Origin of the sequence: Streptomyces hokutonensis (assembly GCF_000376565.1) — a bacterium.
In the GTDB taxonomy this organism is placed as follows: Bacteria; Actinomycetota; Actinomycetes; order Streptomycetales; family Streptomycetaceae; genus Streptomyces; species Streptomyces hokutonensis.
Genome location: NZ_BARG01000117.1, coordinates 13,350 through 33,176 on the forward strand (window position 1 = coordinate 13,350; position 19,827 = coordinate 33,176).

General features: G+C 69.8%; 15 protein-coding genes. 4 read left to right on the forward strand and 11 right to left on the reverse strand.

The annotated features are described in order from the left end of the window. Positions 1–3 precede the first annotated feature (3 nt). Positions 4–1,761, reverse strand: a complete 1,758-nt coding sequence (locus tag SSP08S_RS51745; RefSeq protein ID WP_245608140.1) for a histidine kinase — start codon at positions 1,759–1,761, stop codon at positions 4–6. 125 nt (positions 1,762–1,886) lie between these two features. Further along, complete coding sequence (locus tag SSP08S_RS51750; protein ID WP_019075527.1) at positions 1,887–2,432, reverse strand: hypothetical protein; 546 nt, start codon at positions 2,430–2,432, stop codon at positions 1,887–1,889. A 459-nt stretch (positions 2,433–2,891) separates the two neighbouring features. Between SSP08S_RS51750 and SSP08S_RS51755 the strand changes: the two genes are divergently transcribed. Together SSP08S_RS51755 and SSP08S_RS51760 are read left to right on the forward strand one after the other, a co-directional pair. After that, entirely contained in the window at positions 2,892–5,528 is a 2,637-nt protein-coding gene (locus SSP08S_RS51755) for an alpha-L-rhamnosidase-related protein (protein WP_019075528.1), read from the forward strand. Positions 5,529–5,731: 203 nt separating this feature from the next. After that, complete coding sequence (locus tag SSP08S_RS51760; RefSeq protein ID WP_019075529.1) at positions 5,732–6,991, forward strand: MFS transporter; 1,260 nt, start codon at positions 5,732–5,734, stop codon at positions 6,989–6,991. Between the two features lie 7 nt (positions 6,992–6,998). Here the strand turns inward: SSP08S_RS51760 and SSP08S_RS51765 are convergent, their stop codons facing one another. The 9 genes from SSP08S_RS51765 to SSP08S_RS51805 form a co-directional block, all read right to left on the reverse strand. Continuing rightward, positions 6,999–8,102 (reverse strand): acyltransferase family protein, encoded by a 1,104-nt coding sequence (locus SSP08S_RS51765; protein WP_019075530.1) that lies wholly within the window; start codon positions 8,100–8,102, stop codon positions 6,999–7,001. Between the two features lie 195 nt (positions 8,103–8,297). After that, on the reverse strand, positions 8,298–8,948 hold the full coding sequence (locus SSP08S_RS51770) for a ScbR family autoregulator-binding transcription factor (protein WP_019075531.1): 651 nt from the start codon (positions 8,946–8,948) through the stop codon (positions 8,298–8,300). A 235-nt stretch (positions 8,949–9,183) separates the two neighbouring features. Continuing rightward, positions 9,184–10,038, reverse strand: coding sequence for a PaaX family transcriptional regulator (locus SSP08S_RS51775; protein WP_019075532.1), 855 nt, complete (start codon positions 10,036–10,038; stop codon positions 9,184–9,186). A 12-nt stretch (positions 10,039–10,050) separates the two neighbouring features. Beyond that, the gene (locus SSP08S_RS51780) at positions 10,051–10,506 is read right to left on the reverse strand and encodes an acyl-CoA thioesterase (RefSeq protein ID WP_019075533.1); all 456 of its coding nucleotides are present in this window, start codon (positions 10,504–10,506) and stop codon (positions 10,051–10,053) included. Then, positions 10,503–12,872 carry a bifunctional salicylyl-CoA 5-hydroxylase/oxidoreductase gene (locus tag SSP08S_RS51785; RefSeq protein ID WP_019075534.1) on the reverse strand — a complete coding sequence of 790 codons (2,370 nt, stop codon included), beginning with the start codon at positions 12,870–12,872 and terminating at the stop codon, positions 10,503–10,505. Before SSP08S_RS51785 ends, SSP08S_RS51780 begins: the two co-directional genes overlap by 4 nt. Next, positions 12,869–14,527, reverse strand: coding sequence for an AMP-binding protein (locus SSP08S_RS51790; protein ID WP_019075535.1), 1,659 nt, complete (start codon positions 14,525–14,527; stop codon positions 12,869–12,871). The genes SSP08S_RS51785 and SSP08S_RS51790 overlap by 4 nt, the downstream gene beginning before the upstream one ends. A 61-nt stretch (positions 14,528–14,588) precedes the next feature. Then, complete coding sequence (locus tag SSP08S_RS51795) at positions 14,589–15,542, reverse strand: acyl-CoA thioesterase (protein WP_019075536.1); 954 nt, start codon at positions 15,540–15,542, stop codon at positions 14,589–14,591. Next, positions 15,539–16,024 carry a cupin domain-containing protein gene (locus SSP08S_RS51800; protein ID WP_019075537.1) on the reverse strand — a complete coding sequence of 162 codons (486 nt, stop codon included), beginning with the start codon at positions 16,022–16,024 and terminating at the stop codon, positions 15,539–15,541. Before SSP08S_RS51800 ends, SSP08S_RS51795 begins: the two co-directional genes overlap by 4 nt. Positions 16,025–16,026: 2 nt before the next feature. Next, complete coding sequence (locus tag SSP08S_RS51805; RefSeq protein WP_019075538.1) at positions 16,027–16,851, reverse strand: fumarylacetoacetate hydrolase family protein; 825 nt, start codon at positions 16,849–16,851, stop codon at positions 16,027–16,029. A gap of 154 nt (positions 16,852–17,005) precedes the next feature. On the opposite strand from SSP08S_RS51805, the gene SSP08S_RS51810 reads away from it, so the two are divergent. Then, a complete protein-coding gene (locus tag SSP08S_RS51810; protein ID WP_019075539.1) occupies positions 17,006–17,446 on the forward strand; it encodes a RidA family protein in 441 nt (146 codons plus the stop codon). Between the two features lie 718 nt (positions 17,447–18,164). Further along, positions 18,165–19,827 (forward strand): condensation domain-containing protein (locus SSP08S_RS57770; protein ID WP_019075540.1); only part of this gene is annotated, 1,663 nt, incomplete at its 3' end.

The following is a 19,827-nucleotide window of genomic DNA, read 5'->3' on the forward strand; positions in this document are numbered from 1 at the left end:
CTGCTACTTGACCAAGTAGGCCTTTTTCTCGATCAGTTTGCCGTCCTTGAAGCAGAAGCGGTAGGCAGGCATCTTGTCCCCCTCGTTCGGCCAGTCCTCCGTCGACAGGTACGACGCGCACGTCGCCCCCCGCGGCACGGCGGGCGCCTGTTCGTCGTCTATGGCCCCGGCCAGGAACGATTTGCCGTGCGGCAACCTGTCCCGCACCGCCGTCTCGGTGTCTCCGACCTTCACGGAGTTGTAGACGGACGGCTGGATCATGAGTTTGTCGGACTCCTTCTCCACCAGGTTGACGATCAGCACGACGGCCAGTACCCCGAGAACCAGGAAGATCACTACCGCGGCACTGCACCCGATCACGAGGCCTTTCCCCTTGCGTCCCATGGCGATGTCGAACTCCTTCTGCCTGTCCGGCGCACCGGACCAGTCGATGTCCGCACCACCGTCGCCGGGCACCACCCCTTCGCTCTGCCCCCGGAAGTCGTTCGTCCCGTCGACGAACGTCGTTCCTTTGCCCATTGAGTCCGTTCGCCGCGGGTCTCCGCCCGGCGTGCGCGGCGGGGAGCCGTACGGCAGAACGCCCGCGACCCGGAAACCGCCCTCGGCCGTGGAGCCCGTATGCACCATGCCGCCGACCAGCCGGGCCCGCTCCTGAAGGCCCGTGAGGCCCTGCCCGCCGCTGACCACGGGGTGCCGTCCGCCGCCGGCCGTCACCGGTATAGGCCCGTTGGCCACCTCGACCACCAGGGAGTCCGGCTCGTACCGCAACTCGACGGTGATCGAGGCTCCCGGCGCGTGCTTCAGGGCATTCGTCAGCGCCTCCTGCACGATCCGGTACGCCGCGTGATCGGCGGCGGGAGTCAGTGGCCGTGCCTCGCCCGCCTGCCGTAGCTCTACGACGGAATGCGCGCCCCGCGATGCCGTCACCAGGCCGGCTATCCCCGCGACACCCCTGGCCGCGGGCTCCGGATCGGGCTCGCTTTCCCGGGCCCGGTCCGGTGTGCCGTCGTGCAGGATGCCGACGGCCTCGCGGAGCTCGTGCATCGCGGCCACGGACGCCTCCCGCAGGACGCCGACCACCTCGCGCTGCCCGTCCGTCAGGTCCCGGTCCACCTCCAGGGCGCCCGTGTGGACGGCGATCAGCGCCAGTTGGTGGCCGAGGCTGTCGTGCATGTCCTGCGCGATGCGCTGCCGCTCGCGCAGGCGGGCGTGGGAGGCGATGATCTCGCGTTCGCGCAGCAGCTGGGCATTGTGCTCGTGCAGCGCGTGCACGAGCCTGCGCCGCTGGGCGCGGTAGCGACTGGTGAGACCGGGCACGACCGTCGTGGCCAGGAACGCGAGCGTGGTGAATACCAGCGCCTGGGCAGCGAACAGGCCGAATGGCGCCTGGCTGAGGGACAGTCCCGTGAAGACGACGAAAGTGGTCCCGAACAGAGCGAGCGCCCGCCGCGGCGCCTCGATCCGTGCCCCCGCCGACCAGCTCGCGGCCATCAACACGACCCCGAAGGTGCCGAGCGCACCGGCGATCGCACCCGTGAGAACCAGCACGGTCGCCGGGAAGGACCGCCGCAGCAGCGAGAGCACCACGGCGGCCACCGCCGCCGCGATCATCCGCGGTGTGTCCCCGCCGGCGAAACTCAGCATCGCGAACAGGCCCAGCAGCAGGGCCAGCACCGTCTCGCCGACGATCTGCCGCCGGGACCACAGGTCTGCTGCACCCAACCGCTTCCGGACCTCGCGCGCCTTCGTCTTCACGTTCACGCGCCAACGGTAGACATCACCGGCCGCGCGCACAGCCTCCGTTCGTCGCTACCACGAGCGACCAAAGTCGTACGACGGTCCGAGGGGCCGGCGGGCTCGGGCACGGGTCGTTGTCCACGAGCCCGTCAGCCGTTGCCGCCGAAGGACTTCACCTGGCACTCGACCCTGTACCTGTCGAAGTCGGGCAGATTCATGCTGTCACCGCTGACCAGTCCCCAATTCCCCTCGGAGACCACGCTCTTGATCCCGTGACCGTTCATGCACTTCACCATGGCCCGCACGCCGTCGCCGTAGCGGGGATTCCTCGCCGGATCCAATTCCACCGGCTGGAGCGGGTATTTCAACTCGCACGCCTTGAGCGCCGGGCTGTTGGCGCCGGGTTTGCTGTCGGCCGGCACCCCTTGTTGGTGGAGGCAGGCCGTCCAGGCGTCCCAGAGCCTGTTGATGTCCTGCTGGTTGTCGTCGAGCCGGATCCGCACGTGCCCGGCGTCCGGGTCCGCCGTCCTTCCGACGGTGGTGGAAGGGGTGGCGATGGAGGCGACCCCCTCGTCGCGGGTGCCCTTCCCGCCGTCGCCGCAGGAGGAGAGCAGGACGAGGGCCGTGCCGGCCGCGACGACCGTCAGGACGGGACCGGTGATGCCGCGGTTCCCGGGATCGGTGAAGGAGGACATGGCACCAACATCCCGGCCAGGTATGAAGATCCTGTCAGCGACCGGTCAGCATTCTGTCTGCGGGAGCGGTGACACGGAGGCCGATTCCGGACCGCTGCCGTCCGCCTCATCGACAGCAGCCCGACAACTCTGCTGCGGCACAAGCTGTTCAGGCCCGGCGTCGAGGAGGCCGGTCCGTCGCGGTACGACCTCGACGTACGACGCGTGATCCGTGGGGTGGACGGCGATGCCAACTGACCAGAAGACAAAGGTCAGTTGGCCGAACCCCGCCTCCGCCGGACCGTGCGCGCCGCACAGCCGATGCCGCCCCTGACCGCAACCCCCGCATGATCGGACCGACGGTCGACGCGTCGAACAACTTCTGTCCCAACGCTGTACGCGAATCCGGTGTTCGAGATAGCGTCACCACGCAGCTGCCGAGTGAAACGATTCAATTCCATTGCCGCACAAGGGGACAGCATGGCGTCGAACAGCACATCGGACAAAGGCATTTCCCGTCGCGCAGCTCTGGCCGCAGCAGGCACCGTCGGGCTCACCGCGGTGTCCCTCTCGACCGGACTTCCCACCGCTGAGGCGCTCCCCGCCGCCGAAGCCTCCGCTTCACTCACCGGCAGCGTGCCGCGCCGCGCCGGCGGCTGGCACCGCTACGTCCAGGGACCGTCCTCGCGCACGGTCCGGCCGGTGCGGATCGTCGCGTCGACCGGAGACGTGAAGAACCCCAACGCGCTGCTCAAGCCCGGCGGTTCCAGATCCGTCCTGCGGCGCCCGCAGCCCGCGGCGGCCCCCGCCTGGCCGGCCGGCACCACGGCCGAGGCCTCCTCGGCCCACGCGGGCAACAACGGCAACGACGGGCAGCCGCGCACCTACGACGCCGCCAACGCGATCGACGGAAACCCGGACACCTTCTGGAACGACGACACCCTCGGCGTGTTCCCCGACGTCCTCACCATCACCGCGCCGCAGGTCGCGACCCTGCGGGGCATCACGGTGATCTCCAACAGCGACGGCGTGCCGACCGACTACACCGTCGACGTGTGGCGCGACGGCGACTGGCACACCGCCGCGACGGTCGCGGGCAACGACGCGGTGCAGCGGGCCGTTCCGTTCGCGGAGCCGGTCGGCACCGACCGCGTGCGCATCACCGTGACCCACGCACAGGACACCTCGCACGGCAACTTCACCCGGATCAACGAGGTCTGGCCCGCGCCGGTCGAGCCGATCCCCGTGCCCAGCGTCACGGTGGACTTCGGCAAGGTCGTGGTCGGATATCCGCAGATCAGGTTCACCTCCGCCTCCGCCAACTCCCCAGGTGTACGCGTCGCGTTCTCCGAGACCCGCCAATTCCTCACCGACCGCTCGGACTTCACCCGCTCCGACCAGGCGGGCGGCGCCGGACAGGGCACGGACCAGTTCGCCGTACCCGCGAAGGGCGCCAACTGGACCGACCACAAAGGCTTCCAGGCCGGCGACAAGGTCTTCGCCGACGGGCTGCACGGATTCCGCTACCTCAAGATCAGCCTCGACGCACTCGCCACGGACAGCCCCGCCGCGCAGCCCTGGGGGACGGTCGAAATCGACTCCGTGGCCCTCCAGTTCACCGCGTACGTGGGCACACCGAGCACCTACCGCGGCTGGTTCCTGTGCTCCGACGACGAGTTGAATCGTTACTGGTACGGCGCCGCGTACACCAACGAACTGGTCACCGACACCTTCCGCCAGGACGACGTCGATCCCCGCAACGCCTGGAGCGCCACGTTGGAGGGGAAGTTGGTGCTCCAGGACGGCGCCAAGCGCGACCGTGACCCGTACGTCGGCGACCTCGCCGTCTCCGCCCGCACCCTGTACCTCACCCACGACGACGCGGCAGCCGCGGCCCGCAACGTCCTGGCCGACCTCGCCGACCACCAGCGGGCCGACGGCTGGATACCGCCCGCCTCCATCGGCAACTACACCCTGCCCCTCTTCGACTATCCGCTGTACTGGGTGACATGCAGCTGGGACTACGTCCTCTACACCGGGGACCGCCAGTACGCGACGCGCTACTACCCCACCCTGCTGAAGGTCCTGGACACCTGGTATCCCAGCGTCACGGACGACGCGGGCCTGCTCAGCAAGGGCCTCAACGGCACCGGCGGATACGGCGACTACGCGTTCCTGGGCCGCACCGGCCGCGTCACCTACTACAACGCGCTCTACGTCCAAGCCCTCCAGAACGCCGCCCAGTTGGCGACTCTGCTGGGCCAGAAGGCCGACGCCACGCGCTGGAGCGAGCGGGCGGACAAGGTCGCGCAGGCCGTCAACTCGCTGCTGTGGGACGCGGACGCGGGCGCCTACCTGGACTCATCGACGGGCGCGGTGCGCCACGCACAGGACGGCAACTCCCTCGCCGTCGTCACCGGCATCGCCGACGCGGACCGCGCCACCTCCGCGCTCGCCCATCTCGACGCGACGACGAAACGGCCGTACGGCAACGCCTTCATGGACAACGACACCCTCTTCGACCAGGCCTCCCAGCGGGTCTACGCCTTCACCTCCTACCCGGAGATCGAGGCCCGCTTCCTGACCGGTCAGGTCGACTCCGCGCTCGACCAGATCCGCCGTATGTACGGCTGGATGGACAAGAACGACCCCGGCATCACCAACTGGGAGGGCATCGGCCCGAACGGGTCCCTCTACGAGGACGCTTACACCAGCATGGCGCACGGCTGGTCCACCGGAGTCCTGCCCGCGCTCACCAACAACCTCCTCGGCGCCCGCCCGACCTCGCCCGGCTACGCCACCTGGGAAGTACGCCCGCAGCCCGGCGCCGTCGACTGGGCGACCGGACAACTCCCCACCCCGCACGGCCCGTTGGGCGTCGAATGGGAGAACAGCACCCGCGTCTTCCGCCTCACCGTCCGGGTTCCCAAGCACACCCAGGGGGCCGTCACCCTTCCCGGCGACGCGCACGGACTGCGGGTGTCCGTCGGCCGGCGGACGCTCTGGGACGGAAAGCGGGCGTCGACCCGCGACGTGACCGTGACCGACGGCGCGGTCACCGTGTCGGGCCTCGGCCCGGGCGAGCACAGTTTCGTGAGCGAACAGCACGGCAACTGACCCCATCCGGCGCCTTGTTGGCCCGGCACCGAAATGAGCCGCTCCGGGACGGGACAACTGCCGTCTGACTCGGGGCGGTTCGCTGTGAAATGGGCGAACCAGACGTTCCCTTTGGCTAATTGTGGCGGGTGTTTTGCCGGTCCTCGCATTGCCCGCCCCACCGCCCCGACCTAGCCTGACCGGCGGACCAAGGGAGGGCTGGCATGCTGCGGACCGTCCGGGAACAGGCAGCGGGTCTCACCAAGGATCAGCGCAACGCCTTCGTCGCCGCCTACCTTGGCTGGGCGATGGACGCCTTCGACTACTTCCTCGTCGTACTCGTCTACAGCGAGATCGCCGACGACTTCCACGTCTCCCTCACCGACATGGCCTTCCTCACCACGGCCACCCTGGTGATGCGGCCGGTCGGCGCGCTGCTCTTCGGCCTGTGGGCGGACCGCAAGGGCCGCCGCACCCCGCTCATGGTCGACGTGGCGTTCTACTCGGTCGTCGGATTCGCCTGCGCCTTCGCGCCCAACTACACCGTGCTGCTGGTGCTTCGCCTGCTCTACGGCATCGGAATGGGCGGCGAATGGGGCCTGGGCGCCGCGCTCGCCATGGAGAAGATCCCCGCCGACCGGCGCGGCTTCTGGTCGGGCCTGCTGCAGAGCGGCTACTCGCTGGGCTATCTGCTCGCCGCGGTCGCGTTCTTCGGTATCGAACCCGCCTTCGGCTGGCGCGGGTTGTTCGCCTTCAGCCTCGTTCCTGCCCTGGTCGCGCTGTGGGTGCGCACCCGGGTGGAGGAGAGCGAGGTGTGGGAGAAGAGCGTCCAGCTCAACCGCACGCCCGCGTACCAGGTGTTCAAGAACCCGGCGGTGCTGCGGCGCTTCGTCTACCTGGTCGCTCTGATGACCGCCTTCAACTGGATGTCGCACGGCACCCAGGACATCTACCCCACCTTCGTCAAGAAGGGGCTGGGCCTGTCCCCGGACACCGCGATCGCCATCGCCGTCGTCTACAACATCGGCGCCATCATCGGCGGCATGGTGCTCGGCGCCTACTCCGAGCGGCTGGGACGCCGTCGCACGATCATGATCGCGGCGGCCGCCGGCCTGGTCGTCGTACCCTTCTTCGTCCTGTCCACCGCCGTGGGCTGGCTGATGCTCTCCTCCTTCCTGATGCAGCTGTGCGTACAGGGCGCCTGGGGCGTCATCCCCGCCCATCTGACCGAGATGAGCCCGGACACGATCCGCGGTTTCTATCCGGGCGTCACCTACCAGCTCGGCAACCTCATCGCCGCCCTCAACCTGCCGATCCAGGAAGCCCTGGCCGAGCGGCACGGCTATCCGGCGGCGATGGCGTGGACCGTGACACCGGCTCTGGCCCTGGTGATCGTGCTGAGCGCCGTGGGCCGGGAGGCCAAGGGCATACGGTTCGGCGGCACGGGGGCGCAGGTGCCGAGTACCGCGGTGGCCGACACCTGAGGGTCCCTCAAAGCGCCGGTGAGCGTCCTGGGACGACGACCGGTTCCAGCCGCCGTACGCGGAACCGGTCGCGGCGCAGCAGAGGCCGTTCGACGAAGGCGTACGAGGCGAGGGCCGCGGCGAGTGTCGCCGCGAGGCCGGCCGGGAGCAAGAGGTCGCCGCGCACACCGAGGTCGTGCAGCAACCGGATCACGGGGTAGTGCCACAGGTACATCCCGTAGCTCAGGTTGCGGCCGATCCACACCGGCACGGACAGCGAGAGCAGACGGGTGGGCCAGGACTCGGGGCACAGGTCGAGTGCGGCCACCACGCAGGCCGTCAGGACGGCGGCGGCCAGGAATCCCGCCGTGTACCAGACCGGATTCCACCCGCTGACCTCGGTGATCGGGATCTGCCAGGCGATCAGCCCCAGCAGCACGAGCGCGGGGCAGCACAGCCGTCCCGCCCAGCGGCGCAGCTGCGCCAGCCGGGGGTCGTCCGCGCGCAGCCGGGCCAGTACGAGGGCCAGCAGGGCGCCGACGAGGAGCTGGTCGGCGCGCGTGTCGGGGCCGTTGTAGATGCGGTGTGCCGCCGAGGGATCCCAGAGCACGGTCCGCCAGAGCACCGGCAGCACGCACAGCACCGCGACCCAGCCCAACACCACACGCGCCCTCGCGTGCCTGAGCAGCACCAGCAGGAGGAGCGGCCAGGCCAGATAGAACTGCTCCTCCACTCCCAGGGACCAGGTGTGGCTGAGCGGCGCGGTGAGGTCCGAGTACGTCCCGGCGCTCCCGGCCCGTACGAGATTGACGACCGAACCCGCGGCCAGCACCGCCGCCACCCACGCCCCCTGGAACAGCGGCAGCGCGAACGTCACGGACAGGACGGCGGTCACCGCGCACATCACCAGCAGGGCCGGCATCAGCCGCAGCCAGCGCCGGCGGTAGAACGACCACAGCCCGATACGACCACTACGGGCGTACTCGGTGACCAGCAGCCGGGTGATGACGAACCCGCTGATGGTGAAGAACACGTCCACGCCCACCGAGCCACCGGGCACCAGGTCCGGTTCCACGTGGTAGACGATCACCAGCACCACGGCGACCGTCCGCAGTCCGTCGAGTCCCGCCACCCGCCCACCACCGCGCAGCGCGGACGCGAAGCCCCGTCTTACGTCTCTTGCGTCAGGGCTCTGTCCGGTGGCCTCGTCTACCGCGCTTCGATGGAGGGTGCTCATAACGGCGGCGTCTGCCCAGCCGGAACCGGATCACACAAATTCTCATGTTCCTCATGGAACGGCGGCACGATCCGGCCGTCGCCACCACTGTCAGCAGGGGCCGGTCCGTATCTCGGCGTGGACGGCGAGGGCGCGCAGCGGGGTGAGGTCGAGGGAGGTGAGGACGGAGGAGTGCACGATCGAGGGGAGGGTGTGGCGGAGGAGGGCGGAGGTCGTGTGGGGGAGGTTCTGGTAGGCGGTGGTCGCCTGGGACATCGCCTGGATGCCGGCGAAGGCACCGACCAGGACCTCGGCCGTCTCGACCGGGTCCACGTGGGGGAGGAGCTCGCCCTGGCCGCGGGCCTTGTCGAGGAGGTCGGTGACGATGGTGGTCCAGTGGTGGAACGGGCCGGTGCGGTCGACGCCGTCGGCACGCTGGTCGAGCGCGAGGCGGGCGCCGGCCCGGACCATGGGGTCGGTCTGCAGGTGGTACGCGTGGAGCATGGCCGTGTCGACGAGCTCCTGGGTCTTGCAGGGGCGGTCGGGGACGGCGAGATTGTCGTGCTGACCGGCCAGGACACCTTCGGCGAGCTGTTCCTTCGACTTGAAGTGGAAGTACAGGGCGCCCTTGGTGACGTTGGCCGTGCTGAGGATTTCGCTGATCGTGGCCGCTTGGTAACCGCGCTCCTCGAAGACGCTGGCCGCGGCGACGAGGATGGTGCGGCGGGTACGGATCGCCCGGTCCTGTTTGGGTCCTGGCATGGGCCGGCGCCTTTCGTTGCGGGAGAGCTGCGCTGCTCAACTCGTTAAAAATACCGTCCAGTTCGTATAGTCTACGGCGCTTCGTCACTCGTAGAGGGGCCTGTGACAGGCCGGTTGACGGTTGAAACTCCGTCAACAGGTGTGTGACAGCTGGTTTTCCGGACCGGTCATGCCGTTTTTTCGAACCCTGTTCGGCCGGCCGGTCGCCACCTGCCCGGGTTCCGCACCGCCGAAGTCACGAACTCTCGGTCAGCAGGCGGCTGGCGAAGTCGTGGGCCGGATCCGCCAGGGTGCTTCGGAGTGCGGCGAAGAGGTCGGCGGCCGTCGTGCCCGACCAGGTGGCGGGGAGCAGGGTGTCGGGCAGGCCCGGGTCGAGGTAGGGGAGTCGGCGCCAGGCGGTCAGGACGTGGACGTAGTCGATGAACGCGTCCTGGTCTGACAGCGCACCCCTGCCGATTCCGGTCCAACGCCCGGCCATCGGCGTGAACTCCGCGACGAAATCGTCGTAGAGCTTCTGCAGTGCCTCCAAGTCCCACCAGCGGCCCACCTGTTCGGCGGGGTCGCCGAAGGCCACGTAGTCGGCGCGGAACAGGTCGACGTACTGGTCCAGGCCGTGTTGGAGGAGGTGGTCGCGGGTGTCGTCGAGGGCGTGGGCGGGGGCGATCCATACCCCGGAGGAGACCGTGCCGAAGCCCAACCAGGCCAGCCGGGAACGGAGTTGGTGACGGTGCTGCCGTTCGCTCTCCGGTACGGAGAAGACGGCGATGACCCAGCCGTCGTCGGTGGCCGCGTGGCGCTCGAAGATACGGCGGTCACCGGTCTCCAGGACGGAGCGGGCGTACGGCGAGAGCGCGTAGCCCGCGCGTCCGTCGCGTCGCTCGGCCACCAGGATCTCGCGGCGCTTCAGCCGGAAGATGGAGGAACGGACCGCCTGGGCGTCGACGTCCAGCTCGGCGAGGAGGCGGATGAGCGCGCTCACGCTGATCCAGCCGCCGACCTCGCGCGCGTAGAGGCCGTACACCGTCACGATCAGGGATCGCGGCGGTGCGGGCTGGCCCGGGCTGTCGTCAACGAGATCGCTTGCCGTCATGATCGGATTATTTTAGTGCGCCGTACGGGCGTCCGGTTCGGCCAGGTCGGCCGCCGTGCCCGTCCCGCCCAGTGCCGCACGCCAGGCAGCGGGCCAGGGCGCGCTGCCACCCGTCTCCTTGTCGGGGACGTGCACGGTGACATAGCTGCCCCGGGCCGCGCGACGGCGCGGCCCGTCCCCGTCGGTGCCGCGCCACACCTCGAAGCCGAAGGTCATCGACGACCGGCCGAGGCGGATCAGCTCGACCCGCGTCTCGACCTCCTCGCCGAACCGGATCGACGCCTCGAACTCCACCTCGTAGCGCACCCTCGGGGCCACCGGGAAGTAGCCCGGGACGTCGTACGCCCGCATCAGCTCGGCCTCCGCCGCCTCGGCGAACCGGACGACGGTGGTGTTGTGGTAGATCCCGGCCGCGTCGGTGTCGATCCACTCCACGCGGGTCCGGTGGATGGCGTAGGGGCCGCTCATTCCGCCGCCCTGCCCGGGGTCCAGCGCAGGTGGACGGCGTCCCGCGGCGTCTCGCGCAGCAGCGCGAGGCGCGGACGGACCGCGTCGGTCCGTGAGGTGGGCGGCTTGCGGCGGCCCGCCGCGAACTGCGCCGGCCAGTCGGCGCCCGGACCCCGGTACTCCTGCTCGGCGGCGGCCTGCAGCGTCCACTGCGGGTTGTACAGGTGCGTACGGCCGAGCGCGCACAGGTCGGCACGCCCGGCGAGCAGGATCGAGTTGACGTCGTCGTACGACGAGATCGCTCCTACGGCGATCACGGCCGCGCCCGCCGGAGCGGCCACCTCGTGCCGGATCCGGTCGGCGAACGGGGTCTGGTACGAGCGGCCGTACGCCGGCTTCTCGTCCTTGGTGACCTGGCCGGACGACACGTCCACGGCCGCCGCGCCGTGGGCGACGAAAGCGCGCGCGATCTCGACCGCGTCGTGCTCGGTGTTCCCGTCGGGCGCCCAGTCGGTGGCGGAGATCCGCACCGTCACCGGGCGGTCGGCGGGGAAGGCGGAGCGTACGGCGTCGAAGACCTCCAGCGGGAAGCGCAGCCGGTTCGTGAGGTCGCCGCCGTACTCGTCGGTGCGGCGGTTGGCGATGGGGGAGAGGAAGGAGGAGAGCAGGTAGCCGTGGGCCGCGTGTACCTCCAGCAGGTCGAAGCCCGCGTCGGCGCCCCGGCGGGCGGCGGACACGAAGTCGGCGACCACGGCGTCCATGTCGGACCGGGTCATCTCGCGCGGCTGGTGGCAGTCCGTGCCGTAGGGCAGCGGCGACGGGCCCATGACCTCCCAGTTGCCCTCGGGAAGGGGCTCGTCAATGCCCTCCCACATGAGGCGAGTTGAGCCCTTGCGGCCCGAATGCCCCAGCTGGAGGCCGATCTTCGCCGTGCTGCGGTCGTGGACGAAGGACGTGACCCTCGCCCACGCCTCGCGCTGGGTGTCGTTCCACAGGCCCGTGCAGCCGGGGGTGATGCGGCCCTCGGGGGAGACGCAGACCATCTCGGTCATCACCAGGCCCGCGCCACCGAGCGCCTTGGAACCGAGATGGACGACGTGGAAGTCGTCCGGCACTCCGTCGACGGCGGAGTACATGTCCATCGGCGAGACCACGATCCGGTTCTTCAGCTCCAGGCCGCCGATGCTGAACGGCTGGAACATCGCCGGGGCGGACTCGGCCGCGCCCTGAGCGTCGGCGAAGCCGCGCTCGATCAGGTCGGCGAAGCCCGGGTCGCGGTCCTTGAGGTTGTCGAAGGTGATACGGCGTGAACGCGTGAGCAGGTTGAAGCAGAACTGCGCGGGATTCTGGTCGGCGTAGCGGCCGATGTTCTCGAACCATTCCAACGAAGCCTGCGCGGCGCGCTGGGTGGACTCCACCACCGGGCGGCGCTCGGTCTCGTACGCCGTCAACGCCTCGTCCACGGTGGGGTGTTCGTGCAGACACGCGGCGAGCGCGAGGGCGTCCTCCATGGCCAGCTTGGTGCCGGAGCCGATCGAGAAGTGCGCGGTGTGGGCGGCGTCGCCGAGCAGGACCACGTTGTGGTGGTGCCAGCGCTCGTTGCGGACCGTCGTGAAGTTGAGCCAACGGGAGTTGTTCGTCAGGAGGTTGTGGCCGGCGAGTTCATCGGCGAAGATTTCGCGGATCCGGGCCACCGACTCCTCGTCGCTGATGCCGGGCGGGAACTGGATGCCCTCCGTCGAGTCGAGGCCCGCCTTGCGCCACACGTCCTCCGCCATCTCGACGATGAAGGTCGAGCCGCCGTCGGAGAACGGGTAGCCGTGGATCTGCATGGTCCCGAACTCGGTCTGCTTGACGAGGAATTGGAAGGCCTCGAAGACCCGGTCGGTGCCCAGCCACATGTACTTGTTGGTCCGCTGGTCGAGCGAGGGGACGAAGGCGTCGGCGTACTTGGTGCGCACCGCCGAGTTGATGCCGTCCGCGGCGACCACGAGGTCGTAGGACAGGCGCAGTTCGTCGACGTCCGGGGCGAGGGTGCGGTAGTGCACGGTGACGCCGAGTTCGGCGGCCCGCTCCTGGAGGATGTGCAGCAGGTCCTTGCGGGCCATCGCCGCGAAGCCCTGGCCGCCGACCGTGAAGGGGTGGCCGTCGAACTCGATGTCGATGTCGGTCCAGCGGGCGAACCGGCTCTCCATCGCGTCGTGGACGACGGTGTCCGCGTTCTCGATTCCGCCGAGGGTCTCGTCGGAGAAGACCACGCCGAAGCCGAAGGTGTCGTCGGGAGCGTTGCGTTCCCAGACGGTGATCTCATGGCCGGGGTCGAGCTGTTTCATCAGCGCGGCGAGGTACAGCCCGCCCGGCCCGCCGCCCACGATGGCGATCCTCATGCCTGGTTCTCCTTCTCGACGATCTGACGCAGCAGGAAGTGCTGAAGCTTTCCGCTGGTGTTGCGGGGCAGGGACTCGCAAAAACGCACCGCGCGCGGGTACTTGTACGGCGCGAGCTGCGCCTTGACGTGGTTCTGGATGTCCTTGACCTTGGCGTCGTCGCCCACGACCCCCTCGGCCAGGACGACGAACGCGCAGACGACCGAGCCGCGTTCGGGATCCGGCTTGGCGACCACGGCCGATTCGACGACGTCCGGGTGGGTGTTGATCGCGGACTCGACCTCGGGACCGCCGATGTTGTAGCCGGAGGAGACGATCATGTTGTCCGTGCGGGTGCGGTAGTAGAAGTAGCCGTCCTCGTCGCGGACGAAGGTGTCGCCGGTGACGTTCCAGCCGTTGACGACGTAGTTCTCCTGGCGCCGGTCGTCGAGATAGCGGCAGCCGACCGGGCCGATCACGGCCAGCCGCCCTTCGACACCCGGGCCGACCTCCTCGCCGTCGAGGTCCAGGATGGTGGCGCGGTAGCCGGGGACCGGCCTGCCGGTCGAACCGGGCCGGATGTCGTCGCCGGCGGCGGAGATGAAGATGTGGATCATCTCGGTGGCGCCGATGCCGTCGATGACCTTGATCCCGGTCTCCTCGTGGAGCTGCTGCCACACCTCTTCCGGTATGTGCTCCCCGGCGCTGACCGCGGCCCGCAGACCGTGCAGCCGGTCCGCCTTCGCGGCCTTGAGGATCTGCCGGTACGCCGTCGGCGCGGTCGCCAGCACGGTGACGCCCGCCTCGGCGACGAGTTCGGCAAGCGGCTCCGGCGCTACCGCCTCCGTCAGCAGCGCACACGCACCGGCCCGCAGGGCACAGACGACCAGGATGCCGAGCCCGAAGGTGAAGGCGAGCGGCGCCGTGCACGACACGAGGTCGTCGGGCCGCAGCCGCAGGGTGTGGCGGCCGAAGGTGTTGTCGATCGACAGGATGTCGCGATGGAAGTGGGTGGTGATCTTCGGTACGCCGGTGCTGCCCGAGGTGGGCCCGAAAAGGGCGACGTCGTCGGCGGCCGTGTCGGCGGCCGTGAACTCCCCTGGTTTCGAGGCCACTTGGCGCGCCAGGTCGTCGGGCGTGTCGCCGCCGTACGCCACGATCTTGAGGTCCGGCAGGACTGTGTCGCGTACGGCTTCGACGTCTGCCGTGAACCGGTGGTCGACGAGGGCGATGGCCGGGCGGGTCTTCTCCACGACCGGGGTGAGTTCACGGGCCCGCAGCGCCGCCATGGTGGTGACGACGATGCCGCCGGCCTTGAGGACGGCGAGCCAACACGCCACGACCCACGGGTTGTTGGGGGAGCGCAGGAGCACACGGTTGCCGGGGACCAGGCCGAGGTCCTCGGTGAGGACGTGGGCGATCTGGTTGGTACGGCGCAGCAGTTCGCCGTACGTCCACACCTCGCCGTCCGGTGTGCGCAGGGCCGGGCGGTCGGGACCGAAGGCGGCGGTGGGTACGTCGATGAGCTCGGTGCCGGCGTTGAGGCGCTCGGGGTACTGGAGGTCGTCGGTGGTGAACTCCAGGACCGGCCACTGGGCGCGCGGCGGGAGGTGGTCGCGGGCGAACGTGTCCGGATAGGCGGAGGGCGAGAGAGCCATCGGGTCCAACTGGTCCATCGGGAGGTTCCTTTCCGCAGGCCGGGGGCGGGCCGTGCAGGGATCAGGAGCTGCGTGGAGATCAAGAGCTGCGGATCAGGCCTTCCTGGGCGACGGTGGCCAGGTGGGTACCGGAGGCGGTGAAGAAGCGGCCGACGGCGAGTCCGCGACCGGAGTCGGCGGCGACGGCTTCCTGGGCGTAGAGGAGCCATTCGTCCAAGGGGCCCGGCCGGTGGAACCACATCGAGTGGTCGAGGCTGGCGGTGACGACTCCCGGCTGCGCCCAGGACAGGTCGAGCATGCGCAGGACGGGTTCGAGGATCGTGTAGTCGCAGACGTAGGCGAGCGCGGCGAGGTCGCGCTGCTCGTCGGTGAGGCCGTCGACGGGGCGCAGCGCGTCGAACGGCTTTACCCACACGGCCTGTTGGGGAACGCGCTCGCCCTCGACGGTGAGATAGACGGGTCCGGGCACGTGCCGCATGTCGAAGCTGCGGCCGCCGCTCCAGTACTCCTCGGAGGTGGCGGTCATCGTGCCCCGGGGCGCGGTGGTGTCGCGCAAGTACGTTGCGGAGCTGGGCAGTTCGGTGGGATCCGGGACGCCCGTCAGGGGCTCGGCGGCGAAGGTCGCGCCCGGCTCGCCCGCGGCGAAGTTGGCGAGGCAGGTGTAGACGGGCTTGCCGTTCTGGAAGCCACGGACCTGCCGGGTCGCGTAGCCGCGGCCGTCGCGCAGCAGCTCCACCTCGTAGCGGACCTCGGCGCCGATGTCGACCGGCCGCAGGAAGTAGGAGTGCATCGAGTGCAGCGTCTTGCCCTCGACCGAGCGCATCGCGGCGGCGGCGGCCTGGGCCACCATGTCGCCGCCGTACGCCTTCGGCCAGGGGCAGGGCTGGGTGGTCGCGGTGAAGGCGAGGTCGAAGTGCTCGGGATCGACGGGGGTCAGGGCGATCGCGTCGGTGAAGGTCGCCGAGGTCGGGACGGACCGGACGTCGGTGCGGGTGCTCCGGGAGTCGGCGCCCGTGCTCTGGAAGTCGTTCACGGCCGGTCCAGCCAGTCGCGCAGGTCGGCGTCCGCCACCTGTTCCAGGTTGACCACGATGTTCTCAGGGGTGCGGGTCGTCATCCAGGTCAGCGGGTTGTTCCGGTCGAGATTGCACTCGACATGCGGCATGAACGGCGGGACGAAGACCCAGTCGCCCTCCGTCAGGTCGAGGTAGTCCTCGAAGCGTTCGCCGAAATAGATCCGGGCCCGGCCGGACAGGACATAGCCACCGGTCTCCGCCTCGCCGTGGTGATGCGGCACCGAGCGATATCCCGACTCGTTGCTCACCTTCCCGAACCACAACTTCGTGGCCGGCGTGTGCTGCACGGAAACGCCGGAGATCCGGGTCGCGCCGGAGGACTGTCCGGTGTCGCCGACCTCCAGGCCCGCGCGGGTCACGACCGGTACGACCAGACCGGACTCGTTCGCGTACAAGGAGTTGTCGCCCTCTAGGACGTACTTGGAGAAATCGGGTTCCATGATCAGCTCCTGGAGTCGGTGAGACGGAGACGGTTGCGCAGGGTGCCGATGCCCGGGATCTCGGTCTCGACGAGATCGCCGTCGGCGAGGTGGACCGGCGGGGTCATGCCCGAGCCCACGCCACCGGGGGTGCCGGTGAGCACGAGGTCGCCGGGACGCAGCACCGTGAAGGTGGAGACGTAGGCGAGCAGGTCGGCCGCGTCGAACACCAGCGTGCGCGTGTTGCCGCGCTGCCGCTCGACGCCGTTGACCCGGCAGATCACCTCGACGCCCGCGACCGGGTCCAGCTCGTCGGGGGTGACGACCACCGGGCCCAGCGGGGTGGTGCGGTCCCAGGCCTTGCCCTGGAACCACTGGAGCGTGCGCTTCTGCCAGTCCCGCACGCTGATGTCGTTCGCGACCGTGTACCCGGCGATCGCCCGTCCGGCCGTGTCCCGGTCCGCGCCCCTCAGCTCGGCCCCGACCACCACGGCGAGTTCCGCCTCCCAGTCGACGTCGAGACCGTGCGGGAGGGACAGGTCGTCCTCGGGGCCGGTCAGCGTGTCGGCGAACTTGGCGAACAACGTGGGGTGTTTGGGCAATTCGCGGCCCATCTCGGTGATGTGGTCGGCGTAGTTGAGGCCGCAGCAGACGACCTTGCGCGGCGACGGCAGCGGCAACACCGGGGTGGCGCCGAGGAGTTCGGCCCCGGCGAGGTCCGCGACGCGGTCGGGCGCGGTGATCGCCAGCAGCGTCGAGAGGTCCTCGGCCGGCAGCGCCCGCCAGCGGTCGCCGTCCAGGACGGCGGCCGTGGTGCGGCCTTCGTGGGCCACGGTGGCGAGCTTCATGGGCGGTACTCCCTCGGGTGCTCGGGTGCTCGGGGTGACGGCGGTCGGAGGGGCCGAGCCGCGTCGGCGATATAGCGAGATTTTCACGACCGTCGAAAACAGTCAATAGATGGGTTAGGCTGCCTGCATCAGCCCGTCCGAGGAGGAACCCGCAATGACGACTCCGATCCCGGTGAACCCGCCCTCGCTCCCCGCGCCGAGCGGCTACTCGCACGGCACCCTGAGCGGCAACACGCTCCACCTGGGCGGACAGACGGCCCTGGACGCGGACATGCGGATCGTCCCCGGGGGCATCGTCGAGCAGTTCCGGCAGGCGTTCGGCAACGTGCTCACGACGCTGCGGGCCGCCGGCGGCATCCCCGAGGACCTGGTCAGCCTGACGATCTACCTGACCGACATCCCCGACTACCAGGCCCACGGCAAGGAGATCGGGAAGGTCTGGCGCGAGCTCGCGGGCCCTGTCTACCCGGCGATGGCCGGCATCGGCACCACCGCGCTCTGGCAGCCGGAGGCGATGATCGAGATCCTCGGCGTCGCGGTCGTCCCGGACGAGCGACTCGTCCGGCCGGCGGAGGGGAAGGCCGCCGGGGTGTGACGGGTACCCGCCGGCAGGTGAGCGCCCGCCTCGATCTCGCATGAGCCCGCGTCGCATGCCGACGGGGGCTTCTTGCTACCGGAACGGAGTGAGCATTTCGCGCTCCCCGTTGCAGGGGTTCCGCTTCCGGTCGGCGCGCGGCCATTCTGACATCCCTGCCGAGTGGCGCGGCTTTCAAACATTCAATTCAGTTCGACTGCCGAAATAGACAGATCTCTTTGCCTGTTGCGCCGCTCCGATAGCCGATTCGCCTTCCTGTAGGGGAAGTTGTGTGACGGTGTGCAGTCGTTTTTCCCATATGGGAGTTTCGCGGGATTCCTTTTCGAGGTGACGTCCGGGTGCGGCTCCGGGAAATATCAAGTGTTGACATGCCCTGAGCGTGTGATCGATGATTACGACCGCGTCACGGAGTTCCGGAAGGGAATCCGAGGGAACAGGAAAATGACGTGACGAAGTAATTGGCCAGCGATTTCGTGCATCGAATTGTCGAATCTCCGGGGCCGCTTTCGGCGGCTCTGCGCGTCCCGGCCGCCGGCCCCGCGCCCGCCACCTCTCCTGCCACCCTCACGGCACCCGCTCGACGGCGAGGGCAGCCTCCTCGCGCTGTCCGCCCGACGGCGAGCGTGCCCTTTCCGGACCGTCGGCAGCCCGGTGATCCCGGTTTGTCGCGCCCCGATGTCACCCAGCCCCACACCGATGGGAAGGCCAGGTACCGCCGGTGCACCACACCCCCCACCCTGTCCCCGCTCCCCGCGCGTCCACCGAAACGCCCCCGCACGGCCCGGAGGGGACGCGCGTCCGGCCCGCCTCCTTCGCGCAGCAGCGGCTGTGGTTCCTGTCCCAGCTGCCTGGCGCGAACGCCGCGTACAACGAGACGATCGCCTTCACGTTGACGGGCCCGCTCGATGCCGACCTGGTGTCCCGCGCCCTCGACACGCTGACGGACCGTCATGAGGCGCTGCGGACACGGCTGGTGGCCACGCAAGGGGACGTGCGCCAGCACATCGACCCACCGGGCGCAGGATTCACCCTGACCCGTGAAGACCTCACCGCCGTCGAAGACTTGGACGCGCGGGTGGCCGCCCGCCAACTGGACGAGGCGCAACGGCCGTTCGACCTCGAGGCGGGACCGCTCGGCCGAGGCCGCCTCCTCGCCACGGGACCCGAACGTCACGTACTGCTCCTGACGTTCCATCACAGCATCTACGACGGCGTCTCGATGAACGTCATGATGGACGAACTCGGGCAGCTCTACGAGGCGTTCGGCGCGGGCGCCTCGAACCCGCTGCGGCCGCTCGCGGTGCAGTTCGCGGACCATGCGTGCGCCCAGCGGGAAGCCGACCTCGGTGTTCAGGAGGACTACTGGCGGCGGGCGTTGCACGACGCCCCGCCCGTCCTGGAACTGCCCACCGACCGCCCGCGGCCGGCAGAACAGCAATACGCGGGCGGGCGGGCCGAGTTCACCCTCGACGCGGAGGTCACCGCCGGACTCCGTGGCCTGGCGAGACGGCACGGCGCCACGCCCTACGTGGCCCTGCTGACCGGCTGGGCGATCCTGCTCTCGCGGCTCTCCGGGCAGGAAGACATCGTTGTCGGGAGCCCGTTCGCGGGTCGGCGCGGTCCGGGAGCGGCCGGTCTCATCGGCTTCCTCGTCAACTCCCTCCCGCTGCGCATCGATCTCTCCGGATCCCTCACCGCAGCCGAGGCCCTGACCCGCACCCGCGCCGTCGTACGCGAGGCCCTCGCCCACCAGGACCTGCCCTTCGAACGCATCGTGGAACTGGTCAACCCGCCGCGCAGCGCCTCCCGCACACCCCTGTTCCAGACCATGCTGGCCTGGCAGCCCGACCGTCGGGGCCTGCTGCACCTGCCCGGAGTCGAGGCCGAGCCGCTGCCGATCGCCCACGCCCCGGCCAAGTTCGACCTCGCCCTGTCGGCGACCGAGTCCGACGGCTGTATCACCGGACACCTGGACTACGCGACCGCACTCATCGACCCCGACACCGCCCGCCGCTGGACCGGCCATCTCCGGCAACTGCTCACGGACATGGTCCGCCACCCCGAACGGGAAGTCAGAGCCCTGGAGTTGATGGATCCTCAGGAACGCCGACGGGTGCTTCTTGACGGCGACGCCGCGCGGACCGGCGACGCCGGGTGGCCTGGCACCGGCGTCGGGGCCGGCGCCACCGCGCGGCCGGACGCCGGCGCCCGCAACGACCCGGGCGTGCGGTCCGAGAGCGGCGCCCGGTCCGACATGGCCGCCCGGTCCGGCACGGTCGCCGGGGTTGGCGCCGGCGCCCGGTCCGGGTCCGTCGCCCGGTCCGACACCGCCGCGGGGTCCGAGATCATCGCCCTGGCCGGGACCGTCGCCCAACCCGGGA

Bases quoted from the DNA above. Each gene is read 5' to 3' on its own strand.
- SSP08S_RS51750 (WP_019075527.1), bottom strand. From the start codon at position 2,432: ATGTCCTCCTTCACCGATCCCGGGAACCGCGGCATCACCGGTCCCGTC.
- SSP08S_RS51755 (WP_019075528.1), top strand. From the start codon at position 2,892: ATGGCGTCGAACAGCACATCGGACAAAGGCATTTCCCGTCGCGCAGCT.
- SSP08S_RS51760 (WP_019075529.1), top strand. From the start codon at position 5,732: ATGCTGCGGACCGTCCGGGAACAGGCAGCGGGTCTCACCAAGGATCAG.
- SSP08S_RS51770 (WP_019075531.1), bottom strand. From the start codon at position 8,948: ATGCCAGGACCCAAACAGGACCGGGCGATCCGTACCCGCCGCACCATC.
- SSP08S_RS51775 (WP_019075532.1), bottom strand. From the start codon at position 10,038: ATGACGGCAAGCGATCTCGTTGACGACAGCCCGGGCCAGCCCGCACCG.
- SSP08S_RS51780 (WP_019075533.1), bottom strand. From the start codon at position 10,506: ATGAGCGGCCCCTACGCCATCCACCGGACCCGCGTGGAGTGGATCGAC.
- SSP08S_RS51785 (WP_019075534.1), bottom strand. From the start codon at position 12,872: ATGAGGATCGCCATCGTGGGCGGCGGGCCGGGCGGGCTGTACCTCGCC.
- SSP08S_RS51790 (WP_019075535.1), bottom strand. From the start codon at position 14,527: ATGGACCAGTTGGACCCGATGGCTCTCTCGCCCTCCGCCTATCCGGAC.
- SSP08S_RS51800 (WP_019075537.1), bottom strand. From the start codon at position 16,024: ATGGAACCCGATTTCTCCAAGTACGTCCTAGAGGGCGACAACTCCTTG.
- SSP08S_RS51805 (WP_019075538.1), bottom strand. From the start codon at position 16,851: ATGAAGCTCGCCACCGTGGCCCACGAAGGCCGCACCACGGCCGCCGTC.
- SSP08S_RS51810 (WP_019075539.1), top strand. From the start codon at position 17,006: ATGACGACTCCGATCCCGGTGAACCCGCCCTCGCTCCCCGCGCCGAGC.